Genomic DNA, 11,982 nt, shown 5'->3' with positions numbered 1-11,982 from the left:
TTACAATTTTCACGGCCTGAGGCCGATGGTCAGGACGTCACCGGGGGAGTTGGCGCATGAAACACCTTTGGTTGACCGCCTTCGCTGACATTGTGGAATCCCTCCGGGCACGCTGGTTCATGGTCTATACCCTGGTGTTTGGCGGACTGGTGGTGGTGTTGTTTGCCTACGGTCTGGCCGAATCACGGATTATGGGTTTCACCGGGCTGTCCCGTTTGCTCCTGACCTATATTCAGATATCCATGGCGATCCTGCCGGTGTTTGTTCTGATTACCACCGTTCGATCAGTTGCCGGGGATCGGGAAGCGGGGGTATTCGAATATCTGTTGTCACTGCCCATCAGTCTCTCCTCCTGGTTCTGGGGCAAGATCTTCGGTCGTTTTCTGGTGGTGTTCCTGCCGGTGCTGCTGGCCATGGTGGGGGCGATAATCTGGGGCACCATTAAGCAGGTGAATGTCCCCTGGGACCTGTTCATCTATTACACCGGATTGTTGATGGCCCTGGCCTGGTGCTTTCTGGGTATCAGCATGCTGATCTCCACCCTGGCCCGCAGTTCGGATGTGGCACAGGGCGCGGCATTCGTGGTCTGGTTGACCCTGTTGCTGTTTCTCGATCTGATACTGCTGGGCATTCTGATCCAGGAGCAGTTGCCGGCAGAGACGGCGGTTGCCATTGCACTGGTCAATCCGATGCAGGTATTCCGAACCGCCACCATGATGCTGTTCGATCCACAACTGGTGCTGCTGGGACCGTCCGCCTATGTGATCCTGGATCTGTTTGGGCAGGTCGGTTATATCGTTTACGCCCTGCTTTATCCGGTACTGGTGGGTACGGTTTGTGCCACGCTCGGCTTTCTCCATTTCAGGCGCAGTGATTTGCCCTGATTCACGGGTCCGGTCCACTGGCCTCTCCATGCTGACAGGATTATTCTGCGTCATATCACGCGCTGCTGCGTGATATGACGCAATTATGCCGCTTACACAGGGGGCATGGTGGGGTGTGCGCAACTCTATTGATAGCTATCAATTTCGAGTTGGTCTAATCTGCTCTAGCATTGCGCCCTGTTCGCATTTGAGGTGTTTCGTGGCGAAATCGACAATTTTTTACTGGGGAATCGCCGGACTGCTATTCGTGGCACTCGCCAGCGTGGCTACTTTCAAGGTGATGCCGGTTCTGAACCCCGAAGTGCAGGGCACCGCGGCACTGGATAGTGATTGTGATCTGCGTGCCGGCCCTTGCCTGTCCCAGTTGCCGGGGGGTGGAAGCGTCAGCTTCGCCATCAAAACCCCCGGAATTCCCCTGGTTAAACCGCTTGACCTGGAAGTGCGCCTGGCGGATGTGGAGGCGAGTAAGGTCGAGGTGGATTTTGTCGGTATTGACATGAACATGGGGTTCAACCGCCCCAAGCTCAATTCAGTAGGTGATGGTGTGTATTCGGGTACCGGTATGTTGCCGGTCTGTGTTCGGGTGGCGATGGAGTGGGAAGCCCGAGTGCTGATCACCACCCCTCGCGGTCTCCTGGTTGCGCCGTTTCGCTTTATCACGGTTAAGGACGGGGTAGCATTACCGGGAGGTAGTCAGTGAAGAAGGGCTTGTTGGGTGGGCTGATTGTCCTGCTGTTAGGCGCGCTGATCGGCGTGTTGCTGTGGCAGCCAGCGGATCAGCATGGGATGCCGATTAAGGTTGCTCCGGGAATTGCCGAGGCGCCCAAGGGTGGGGATTTCTCCCTGAATTCCTATCGTGGGGAGATCGATACCCGCTATCTGCGCGGTCAGGTTCTGGTGATCTACTTCGGCTATACCTGGTGTCCGGATGTCTGCCCTACCAGCCTGGGATTTTTGAGTATGGCGCTGGAGCAGCTCAGCCCGGAGGAACTCAAACAGGTACAGCCACTGTTCATCAGTGTGGATCCGGAGCGGGATTCCCTCGATCACCTGAAGAGTTATGGTGAATACTTCCACCCCAGTATACTGGGTATCACGGGTGGTCATGAGCAGTTGAAACGGATCGCTGCCATGTATGGCGCCGCTTATCGACATGTGGAGCAGACTTCGGCAACCGATTATGTGGTCGATCATTCAGCCGATCTCTATCTGGTGGATCGACAGGGCCGGCTTTTCAGAACAATTCGCCATGGTACCCAACCGAGCGAAATTCTGGCTGCAATCAGAGCAGCACTCAATAATAATTGATCTTTTCAAGAGGAGAAATTCTATGCGTAAAACCGCCAGCTCAGCCATGTTATTGTCAGCCCTGTGCATTTTTTCTGGCTCGTTGTTTGCCGGTGCGGCTGACCAGGTCTCGGTAGCCGATGCCTATGTGCGCGCAGTTCCCCCCGGACAGCCAAACAGCGCCAGTTTCATGACCCTGACCAACGGCTCTGCCAACCCGATTGTGCTGAAGGGCGCGGAGAGCCCGGCTGCTAAGGTGGTGGAGTTGCATACCCATACCATGTCTGACGGCATGATGCGGATGCGTCAGGTCGAGAAGATCGATCTGCCGGCGGGTGAGAGCGTCAAGCTGCAACCCGGTGGACTCCATGTGATGATGATCGGTTTACAGGAGAAGCTGGTGCCGGGTGAACAGATCGATATGTCACTGGTGTTCGATGACGGCAGTAAACTGCCGATCAAGGTGCCGGTGGTAAAACTGCAAATGCAGATGGACAACATGAAGATGGATGGCATGAAACACGATATGCACTGAACGCCGTTCCTGCCTGACCCTGCGTACCTGTTCAGCCACGCTGACAGGTACGCAGGTGTTTCCTTCCCTTAATCACGCCGAAACTACAGTGATCCACCGCAGCCGGGTGTGGTGTTGCAACCCGGTCAAATTGCCCGGTCCGGGCCGGCAGACAGACCGGTTAAAACATCGGATTGCTCAGGCAATCTTCTTGAATGCCACTGACGCTGCCTTGATGGTGGCCTCGATGTCCTCGTGAGTATGGGCCGCGGAGACAAAGCCCGCCTCGAACGCTGAAGGCGCGAGATAAACGCCCTGTTCCAGCATGGCGTGGAAGAACGCCTTGAACTGATCCTGGTTGCAGGCCATGGATTGGGCGAAATTGGTCACCTGGTCCACTTCGGTAAAGAACAGTCCGAACATGCCCCCCACTTGGTTGGTGCTGAGTGCAACACCGGCAGCCTTGGCCGCATCCCGGATACCGGTCAGCAGTTCACTCGTGCGTTCGGTGAGTCGGTCGTGGAAGCCGGGTTGGGCGATCAGTTCCAGGGTCTTCAGGCCGGCGGTCATGGCGACCGGATTGCCGGACAGGGTGCCGGCCTGATAAACCGGGCCCAGGGGGGAGATCTTCTCCATGATTTCCCGTTTGCCGCCAAACGCACCCACCGGCATGCCACCACCGATCACTTTGCCCAGGGTGGTCAGGTCCGGAGTGATGCCGTAGAGTCCCTGGACACCGCCCAGGGCGACCCGGAAGCCGGTCATTACCTCGTCAAAGATCAATACGCTGCCGGACTGATCACACACCTCCCGAAGCGACTCCAGGAAGCCGGGCAGCGGCGGTATGCAGTTCATATTGCCGGCAACCGGTTCAACGATAATACAGGCGATCTGCTCACCGATCTCGGCAAAGGTGGACCGGACCTGGTCGATATCGTTGTAGGTGAGGGTGATGGTGTGTTGCGCCAGGGCGGCCGGGACGCCTGGTGAACTGGGTTCACCCAGGGTCAGCATGCCGGATCCGGCCTTGACCAGCAGGGAGTCGGAGTGGCCGTGGTAACAGCCTTCGAATTTGACGATCTTGTCACGTCCGGTATAACCACGGGCCAGCCGGATGGCGCTCATGGTCGCCTCGGTACCGGAACTGACCATGCGCACCAGATCCATTGAGGGGACCAGTTCGCACACCCGGTCCGCCATGGCGGTTTCAACCTGAGTCGGGGCGCCAAACGAGAGCCCTTTTTTAATCACGGCGGAAACCGCTTCCAGTACCGCCGGGTGGGCGTGGCCAAGGATCATGGGACCCCAGGAGCCGACATAGTCGATGTATTGCCGGCCATCCGGGTCATAGATATAGGCGCCGCTGGCGTGATCGATAAATACTGGATCGCCTCCCACTCCCTTGAAGGCTCTGACCGGAGAGTTCACTCCGCCTGGAATATGTTGCTGGGCCTGGATAAAGCGGTTGTGTGAAGCGGTCATGGGAATGGTCTCTCCGAAATTTCGAATAGCTGTGAGAAATGGCGGCAGCGGCTGGTGATGTCAGGCACTCCGAAAATGCCATTGATAACGGCCAGCATATCCGCGCCTGCCCGGATAAGTGTGGCGCCATTTTCCGGGGTTATGCCACCGATGGCAACCACCGGAATCTGCAGACTCTGTTTCGCTTCGGTCAACAGGTTGATGTCGGCCTGGACCGCCTCAGGCTTGGTCAGGGAGGGGAAAAAACGTCCGAAGGCCACATAGTCAGCACCGGCCTTCTGGGCCGCAACCGCCAGCGGCAACCGGTTGTAGCAGGAGACACCGATGATGGCATCGCTGCCGACCCGGTTCCGCACCGACACCGTGTCCCCATCCTGTTTGCCGACATGGACACCATCGGCACCGATTGAGCGGGCCAGACCGGCGTCATCATTGATAATCAGCAGGGCGTCATGTTGATGGCAGAGCGACAGTAGTGCAGCGCTTTCGGATCTGCGTCGGGCCTCCCCGGGTTGTTTGTCCCGGTATTGAACCACCCGGACCCCTCCCGCCAGGGCCGCCTCCACCTGGCTCATCAGGGCATTGAATCCCGCCGGGTGGGGCTGGGTAATGGCATAAAGCCCCTTCAGCTCTCTTGTCTTGGGCAACGGTAATTACTCGCTCTGTCTGTGATGAAGGCGATCCGGTATATGTTGTCCCCGTCCCGGTTTCCAGCCGGCTGCCAGGCTCTCCCAGGTGTACCGTTGCGCCGCACTGACCGCCTGATCCAGGGGCAGTCCCCGGGCCAGTCCCGCGGCGATTGCGGATGCAAGGGTGCAGCCGGAGCCATGGTAGGAGCTGGCCAGTCTGGGCCACTGCTCACTGTGGGGTGGCTGGTCCGGGCGATAGAGGGTGTTGGTTACATCGGTTGCCGCCTCATGGGTGCCGGTGATCAGTACCGCACCGCAGCCCTGGGACAGCAGCGTGGCGGCGCAGGCGTCCAGTGGCTGTTGGCCCGTCAGCCGACGCACCTCCTGGGAATTGGGTGTCAACAGCAGGGCGCGCGGTACAATCTGCTGGAGCATACCCTCCATCAGATTTTCGCTGGCCAGTTCGGCACCGCCACCGGCCGCCAGAATGGGATCCAGTATTACCGGTATCTCCGGGTGACGAAGTAAGAGCTGGCCGATTGCACCGGCCACTCCGGCACTACCGAGCAGGCCGATTTTGATCACCCGGACGGGGTAGTCTGCCAGCACCGCCTCGACTTGTCGGATGATCTGCTCCGCCGGCTGGGGAATCAATTCATGGACATTGCGGCTGTCCTGGATTGTCAGGCAGGTGATGGCGGTGGCCGCCTGACAGCCGAGGGCCGCCAACGTTTCAATGTCGGCCTGAATACCCGCTCCACCGGATGGATCATGGCCGGCGATGCTGAGCACAATAGGTTTGGCAGTGGTCTGGGTCACAGCAAGTCACTACCCGGCTCAGGGACGGGTGCTGGGGTTATGTGTAGAAACGGTCGTTTCATCGACTACAATTAAACCAGCAATCACCAAATACCTCTAGTCCGGCCGATCTGGGGTGCCGGGATCAAGCGCTAGGGGTGCCCGTCGCCAAATGGAATCTGTCGGTTGAAATATCCCTATTGGTGAAAATATGGATAAGCGAATGAATGAACTTTCCCAATTGGCCAAAGTTTACTGTCTGCTGATCGAGTCAGCAGATGAGACCGATATTGGTTGGTTGCGGGAACTGTATGCCCTGTTGCCGCAACTGCACGCAGCGATCACAGCACTGGGGGCACCCCCGCAGCGTGCCGCTTACTTTACACCGGATCTGGATGAGCGTTTCGAGCGGTTTGCCCGGCTGCGTCGTCTGCTCGGGCATCGGGACGCCTACTGGATGGAGTTTGACGTGGCACCGGATGAACAGGGCATGTCGGGCAGTCTGGCCGATGATCTGACCGATATCTATTGCGAGCTGAAGCACGGCCTGCATCTGCTGGAGGATCGGCGGGAACCGGAACGTGCCTTCGACGACTGGTGCTGCGGCTACCAGAATCACTGGGGACAACACCTGCTGGATGCCGAGCGCCATCTCTATGAACTGGCCACCCGTAATCAGCTGTAATCACCGGTGGGTCCGAATTCACCAGAAATTCAATGGTTCATCTAAGAGGCATATTTGTTATAGTATCGCGCAATACTGATGATTTTGTTTGGAGACAAGCCGATGAGTGAAGCAACCACTAACCTGCTGAGCAAAGAAGAGCTCAGTCTGACCGAGACGGCACAGGGCAAGATGGCTGAACTGGTGGGACAGGTTGAAGAGGAAGTGAAGGGGATTCGCGTCTATGCCACTGCCGGTGGCTGCAGCGGTGTCAGCTTTGGCATGACCTTCACTGATCAGGTCAATGACAACGACTATATTCTCAATGCAACCGGGTTCGATGTGATTGTCGACGGCGAAACCATGCGTCATCTGGTTGGTGTCGAGATCGATTTTGTCGATCACGGTCAGGGCAATGCCAGTTTTGTATTCAACAATCTGCAGCCCGCAGCGGGTGGCGGTTGTAGCAGTTGCGGCTCCAGTGCAGCCCAGGGTGGTGGCTGCTCCTGATCTTTTCGCAACCAGAAGCAAAAACCGCAGTCGGTAACGCCTGCGGTTTTTTTATGCAGTAAATTCCCGGCCTGGTTGATCTGGCCGATGAGCGGTCCCGTTGGCTAAAAAGGCTTCAGCGACGCCAGCAGCACAACAGCAAACAGTATCAACACGGGAATTTCGTTAAACCAGCGATACCAGACATGGCTGCGGGTGTTCTTCTCTTCGGCAAAATCTTTCAGCAGTTTCCCGCAGTAGAAGTGGTAGATCACCAGAATGCCAATCAGCAGCAGTTTGACATGCAGCCAGCCCATTTTGCCATAGGCCGCCCAGGCGTAGTCATAGAGCATCCAGAAACCGAAGAACAGGGTCAGGATCATCCAGGGGGTGGTGAAATAGTAGAGCTTCCGTTCCATGATGCGGAATCTCTCCCTGCCTGGTTGATCTTCGGTCATGGCATGGTAGACGAACAGCCGGGGTAGATAAAAAATTCCGGCAAACCAGGTCACCATAAATATTAAATGCCACGCTTTCAGCCACATCTTTAATCACCTGCTGCAGAAATGGTTAATGGTTCAGTTTCTTGGGTTGGTTGCTGGCGTCCTGGTAGAGTGCCCGGAGAATATCCTGCCGCCGAGTGGCACTGTGGCCCGGATCGCTGGGATCGTCCGGCTGCTTGCCGGCAAAAAAACGGCCAATGGCTCGAAATACCCGCTTCAGGGCCCGCCAGAGTTTAGGTAACAGCCAGATGATCAACCCCAGGGTTATCACCAGCCCGGCGATAAACAGCCAGGGATAGTGGAGTGACGCCCAGAGCCCCCCGATCACCACCAGGTCCTCAGAGATGGATGCGGTCCAGTTGCTGAACGGTTCAGGTGAGGTGTTGATCAGTACCCGGCTGCTGGTTTTGGTCAAGTGGGTGGTGGCGGCGATACTGCCGCCGATCAGCAGGGCGGCGAATTCTGCCGCCTGACTCACCTCCAGTCCCTGGGCCATTCCGGCCGCCAGCACTGCGCCGGCCGGGATACGGATAAAGGTGTGCAGTACGTCCCAGCCGGTATCGACGCCGGGGGTCTTGTCGGCGAAGAATTCCACCATATACATGAAACCGGCGGCCGCCATCACCAGTGGGTCGCTCAGTAGTTCCAATCCCGGCGGCAGGGTGATATCGCCGGTCATGCCGAAATATCCCAGCACCAGTACGGCGGCATAGAGATTAATGCCCGAGGCCCAGGCCACGCCCAATGTGAGAGAGATGAGTTCAATGGTTTCCATTGATTAATTCCTTGTTGGCTCTGGTCTGTCCATAGGATAGCGGTGAAGCCACTCCGGTTCCCAGCTATTTACCATTGACCAGACTGCTCCCGTGTCTGCCGGGAGGTGAAAGTGAAGTTTGAGGAACGGAAGGGGTTGGAGTCAAGCGGGAAACCGAACCGCGGGCCAGACGACCCGGTCGTTGCTCTTAGAACGCCGTGGGTTATCTCCGCTGGTTGCGCTCACGGCGGACCGGTTTAAGCGCTGTTTTTTTCCTATCAGTATGAATTTCAAGTCAATAATTGACCCTACAAAAGGCCGGTTGTATAGTGATTCCGTTCCTTGTTTGTGACGTCCCTGGCAATGAGCCCGGGATATAAGGAATTAAAAGAACTGTCACGTAGCGCTTAAGCGACCCGCGGGTCGCTTTTTTATTGTTTCCGGTCTGCCGTTACGGGTTTGGATCTTTAGATTTTTCCCCCGGCGCCGTATGATTAGCTACGTTTTTTATCTGCGTGTGGCATATCATGTCCTGTCTCGCATAACCGGTTCTCGGGCGGAGCAACCGGTAGATACTCGCTAGTTTGGAATCGAAAATTATGGTCAAAGTAGGTATTGTGGGCGGCACGGGCTACACCGGGGTCGAGCTGTTGCGTTTGCTGGCGGGACACCCCCAGGTGGAGGTTACCGTGATCACATCGCGGGCCGAAGCCGGGCGTCCGGTTGCCGATATCTATCCGAACCTGCGGGGCCATTTTGATATCGCCTTCAGTGAGCCGGATCTGGCAACCCTGGGTGCCTGTGACCTGGTCTTCTTTGCCACCCCCAATGGCACTGCCATGAAACTGGTCCCGCAACTGCTGGAACAGGGGTGCCGGGTGGTGGATCTGGCCGCCGATTTCCGGCTCCAGGATATCCCGCTCTGGGAACAGTGGTACGGTATGACTCACAGCTGCCCGGAGCTGGTGGCCGAGGCTGTATACGGTCTGCCGGAGCTCAACCGGGAGGCGATCCGTTCGGCCAGACTGGTAGCCAATCCCGGCTGTTACCCTACCGCCGCCACACTGGGCTTCCTGCCGCTGATCGAGTCCGGTCTGGTCCGGCTCTCCGGGCTGGTGGCTGACTGCAAATCAGGGGTCAGCGGGGCTGGCCGTGGCGCCAGTGTCGGCACGCTGATGGGGGAAGTGGGTGAGAGTTTCAAGGCATACGGCGTGCCCGGACACCGGCATATGCCGGAGATCCGGCAAAATCTTGCGCAGCTGGCTGATCAATCCATCGATCTGACCTTTGTGCCCCATCTGTTGCCCATGATACGGGGTATCCATGCCACTCTGTACGCAACCCTCACTGATGAAGCGGATCTGCAGTCGCTATATGAGACCCGTTTCAGCCATGAGCCCTTTGTCGATGTGCTGCCGGCCGGGTCTCACCCTGAGACGCGCAGTGTCAGGGGCGTCAATCACTGCCGTATAGCGGTCCACCGGCCGCAGGACGGGGACACCGTGGTGGTATTGGCGGTAATTGATAACCTGGTGAAGGGTGCGGCCGGCCAGGCCATTCAGAACATGAACATTATGCTGGGCCTGGAAGAGACCCTGGGTCTGCAGGCGGTTGCGTTGCTGCCGTAATTCGCTGTTATTCACGGAACCGTTACTCCTGATGGCCAATAATATGTCAATACTCCCCGGCCTGGTGATTCAGGGATGAGGGTTAAAACGCCCCGGATCGTGCCGGCCCGCAGTGGTTGGTTTTTTCTTTGGGTCGGGCTGCTGGTGGTGTTGGGGGCTCTGATGTTGGTGGCCTGGCTGGGAGACTACCGGTTTGACCAGACGGTGGACCGGGTCACCCCGCTCAAACTTCAAGTGGCTGCACAGCGGGAGCAGATTGAACAGCTGGAGGCGGAGCGGGGTCGGCTGCGTGAGCAGTTGGCGGTGCTGGAGCGGACCAGCCAGGTAGACCGGGAGTCGATTCGTCAGGTGCGGGAAGCGCTTCAAAAGAGCCAGTCCGGTTACCGGGAGATGGAGAGGGAACTTCGGGTGTTGCGCGGAATCGTAGATGCGGGAGTTAAGTCGGAGGGGCTCTTTGTCCGTGGATTCAGCCTGTCCCGGGGGGAGCAGCCCGGCAGTTATCGCTATCGCTTTACCGTCAGTCAGGCGCTGAAGAACTCCGGTGCAGCGGTCGGCTGGATTCTGCTGAGCCTGGAGGGCAAGCGGGCCGGGGAGCCGGTGACCCTGCCACTGAGCGAGTTGACCGAGGAAAAAGTTGAGAAGCTGAAAATGCGCTTCAGGCATTTTCAGGATGTTGATGGAGTGCTCCAGGTGCCGGAAGACTTTAATCCTGAGCGGTTGACCGTGGAGTTGAAGCCCACCAGTAACAGGCTTCCTGAAATCAGGGCCAGTTTCGACTGGCGGGTGGCCGATTGAGAGGATGACAAATGGCGCGTTTTAAGAAATTCAAGGCCCCGAAAATCGCCACCGTGATTGGTAACGGAACTACCATTCATGGCGATGTGAATTTTACCGGAGGCCTGCATGTCGATGGACTGATCTGCGGCAACGTGATTGTGGAACAGGATGGGCCATCGGCGCTCACATTAAGTGAACAGGGGCGGGTTGAAGGCGACATCCGGGTCCCCAATGTAATACTCAACGGCACCGTGGTCGGCGATGTGTACGCATCGGAACGGGTGGAACTGGCGCCCAAAGCGAAAGTCAGCGGAACCGTCTATTACAACCTGCTGGAAATGGCCATGGGGGCGGAGGTGAATGGGCAGCTGATTCATAGCAAGGATGCCCAACCCCAGATGCTTGGGTATGATGGCCAGGAAGGGAAAGCAGAAGATCCGGATGGGGCGGAAGCCGCCGGAAAGCCAGCAGCGGAAAGCGATGAAGATGGTTCTGAAAGATTGCCGCGGGGGCGTTGAAAGCCGGTATACTGTAATACTTGACTAATTTAATCAGAAAAGCATAATGTTCTGATGATGGCTCGTTCAGAGCGGTTTTGATAGAGATTTGGAGTTGGTTATGAGTGGCGCACAAGCTGAAACCGAGAGTCCGCTGGTATTTACCAATGCTGCGGCGAACAAGGTAGCTGCCTTGATTGAGGAAGAGGGTAATCCCAACCTGATGTTGCGGGTATTTATTCAGGGGGGTGGTTGTTCGGGATTCCAGTATGGATTCAGCTTTGACGAAGAGATGAAAGAGGGTGATACCCGGGTCGATACCGATGGTGTCACCATGCTGGTGGATCCGATGAGCCTGCAGTACCTGATGGGAGCCGAGGTCGATTACACGGAGAGTCTGCAGGGATCACAATTCGTGATTCGTAATCCCAACGCGACCACAACCTGCGGTTGTGGCTCCTCGTTCTCGGTCTGATAACCGGTTTTATTCAGTAGACCGAAAAGCCCCTGTATCCTTCGGGATACAGGGGCTTTTTCATGCGGGACCGGCTGGTCCCGGGTTTGTATCAGTTGGCAGGGGCTGCCGGTGCCGGTGCCATCGGTGCTCCAGGTGCTACCGGAGGTGCGGGATAACCGTACGGGGCATAGCCATAGGGTGCCGGTGCACCGTAGGGGTAACCGCCTCCGTAGGGATAGCCATAACCGTAGTATGGATTGCCGTAACCGCGGCCATAACCGCGGCCATAACCGTTCCCATAACCACTACCACGGCCGCTGAAATTCATATTGAAATCACCTGTGCCGTCACCCCAACCATCACCCATGCCGTTCCATGGACCACCGCCCCAAGGACCGCCGCCCCAGGGACCGCCCCACCAGGCAGTTGCGGAAGCGGATGCTGCAAGCATGGCCGCAACGGCGGCAGCTTTGAGGATGTTTTTCATAATATCTTCTCCCTAAGTCATTTTGGGTTAGGAGGGCCACTACTTTGGTGGCCCTCTCTAAATGAAAATATTAACCGTTTCTGGATAAGTCAACCTGGATTACAGTTATTGTTGATCTGGGTTAACTGGGTC

General features: G+C 57.1%; 16 protein-coding genes. 10 read left to right on the top strand and 6 right to left on the bottom strand.

Annotated elements, in window-relative coordinates; all coding sequences use genetic code 11:
• Positions 1–56 precede the first annotated feature (56 nt).
• From AAY24_RS11215 to AAY24_RS11200, 4 genes are all read left to right on the top strand, one after another.
• Positions 57–884: an ABC transporter permease gene (locus AAY24_RS11215; protein WP_046859752.1), complete on the top strand. Its 828-nt coding sequence runs from the start codon at positions 57–59 to the stop codon at positions 882–884.
• Between the two features lie 199 nt (positions 885–1,083).
• A complete protein-coding gene (locus AAY24_RS11210) occupies positions 1,084–1,584 on the top strand; it encodes a hypothetical protein (RefSeq protein WP_046859751.1) in 501 nt (166 codons plus the stop codon).
• Entirely contained in the window at positions 1,581–2,192 is a 612-nt protein-coding gene (locus AAY24_RS11205) for an SCO family protein (RefSeq protein ID WP_046859750.1), read from the top strand. The genes AAY24_RS11210 and AAY24_RS11205 overlap by 4 nt, the downstream gene beginning before the upstream one ends.
• Positions 2,193–2,214: 22 nt before the next feature.
• Positions 2,215–2,706, top strand: coding sequence for a copper chaperone PCu(A)C (locus AAY24_RS11200; protein WP_046859749.1), 492 nt, complete (start codon positions 2,215–2,217; stop codon positions 2,704–2,706).
• Between the two features lie 177 nt (positions 2,707–2,883).
• Here the strand turns inward: AAY24_RS11200 and hemL are convergent, their stop codons facing one another.
• The 3 genes from hemL to thiD are packed head-to-tail and all read right to left on the bottom strand — an operon-like array spanning position 2,884 to position 5,615.
• The gene (gene hemL, locus AAY24_RS11195; protein WP_046859748.1) at positions 2,884–4,167 is read right to left on the bottom strand and encodes a glutamate-1-semialdehyde 2,1-aminomutase; all 1,284 of its coding nucleotides are present in this window, start codon (positions 4,165–4,167) and stop codon (positions 2,884–2,886) included.
• A complete protein-coding gene (gene thiE / locus AAY24_RS11190; RefSeq protein ID WP_046859747.1) occupies positions 4,164–4,814 on the bottom strand; it encodes a thiamine phosphate synthase in 651 nt (216 codons plus the stop codon). The genes hemL and thiE overlap by 4 nt, the downstream gene beginning before the upstream one ends.
• A gap of 6 nt (positions 4,815–4,820) precedes the next feature.
• Entirely contained in the window at positions 4,821–5,615 is a 795-nt protein-coding gene (gene thiD, locus AAY24_RS11185) for a bifunctional hydroxymethylpyrimidine kinase/phosphomethylpyrimidine kinase (RefSeq protein WP_234422164.1), read from the bottom strand.
• Positions 5,616–5,817: 202 nt separating this feature from the next.
• Between thiD and AAY24_RS11180 the strand changes: the two genes are divergently transcribed.
• The gene (locus AAY24_RS11180) at positions 5,818–6,279 is read left to right on the top strand and encodes a DUF5063 domain-containing protein (RefSeq protein ID WP_234422163.1); all 462 of its coding nucleotides are present in this window, start codon (positions 5,818–5,820) and stop codon (positions 6,277–6,279) included.
• Positions 6,280–6,381: 102 nt separating this feature from the next.
• The gene (locus tag AAY24_RS11175; RefSeq protein WP_046861242.1) at positions 6,382–6,768 is read left to right on the top strand and encodes a HesB/IscA family protein; all 387 of its coding nucleotides are present in this window, start codon (positions 6,382–6,384) and stop codon (positions 6,766–6,768) included.
• Between the two features lie 104 nt (positions 6,769–6,872).
• Here the strand turns inward: AAY24_RS11175 and AAY24_RS11170 are convergent, their stop codons facing one another.
• The gene (locus tag AAY24_RS11170) at positions 6,873–7,292 is read right to left on the bottom strand and encodes a CopD family protein (RefSeq protein WP_046859745.1); all 420 of its coding nucleotides are present in this window, start codon (positions 7,290–7,292) and stop codon (positions 6,873–6,875) included.
• 25 nt (positions 7,293–7,317) lie between these two features.
• A complete protein-coding gene (locus AAY24_RS11165; protein ID WP_046859744.1) occupies positions 7,318–8,025 on the bottom strand; it encodes a DUF4126 domain-containing protein in 708 nt (235 codons plus the stop codon).
• 578 nt (positions 8,026–8,603) lie between these two features.
• Here AAY24_RS11165 and argC point away from each other — a divergent pair.
• The 4 genes from argC to erpA all read left to right on the top strand — a co-directional run bounded on the left by argC (position 8,604) and on the right by erpA (position 11,381).
• Positions 8,604–9,632 carry an N-acetyl-gamma-glutamyl-phosphate reductase gene (argC, locus tag AAY24_RS11160; protein WP_046859743.1) on the top strand — a complete coding sequence of 343 codons (1,029 nt, stop codon included), beginning with the start codon at positions 8,604–8,606 and terminating at the stop codon, positions 9,630–9,632.
• A gap of 75 nt (positions 9,633–9,707) precedes the next feature.
• Positions 9,708–10,427: a DUF6776 family protein gene (locus tag AAY24_RS11155; RefSeq protein WP_052761202.1), complete on the top strand. Its 720-nt coding sequence runs from the start codon at positions 9,708–9,710 to the stop codon at positions 10,425–10,427.
• Between the two features lie 11 nt (positions 10,428–10,438).
• On the top strand, positions 10,439–10,927 hold the full coding sequence (locus AAY24_RS11150; protein ID WP_046859742.1) for a bactofilin family protein: 489 nt from the start codon (positions 10,439–10,441) through the stop codon (positions 10,925–10,927).
• 100 nt (positions 10,928–11,027) lie between these two features.
• Positions 11,028–11,381 (top strand): iron-sulfur cluster insertion protein ErpA, encoded by a 354-nt coding sequence (gene erpA / locus AAY24_RS11145; RefSeq protein WP_046859741.1) that lies wholly within the window; start codon positions 11,028–11,030, stop codon positions 11,379–11,381.
• Between the two features lie 91 nt (positions 11,382–11,472).
• On the opposite strand, the gene AAY24_RS11140 is transcribed toward erpA, so the two are convergent.
• A complete protein-coding gene (locus AAY24_RS11140; RefSeq protein WP_046859740.1) occupies positions 11,473–11,850 on the bottom strand; it encodes a sulfur globule family protein in 378 nt (125 codons plus the stop codon).
• Positions 11,851–11,982 lie beyond the last annotated feature (132 nt).

This window comes from Sedimenticola thiotaurini (assembly GCF_001007875.1).
Lineage (GTDB): Bacteria > Pseudomonadota > Gammaproteobacteria > Chromatiales > Chromatiaceae > Sedimenticola > Sedimenticola thiotaurini.
This window is presented reverse-complemented; position numbering and strand designations above follow the sequence as displayed.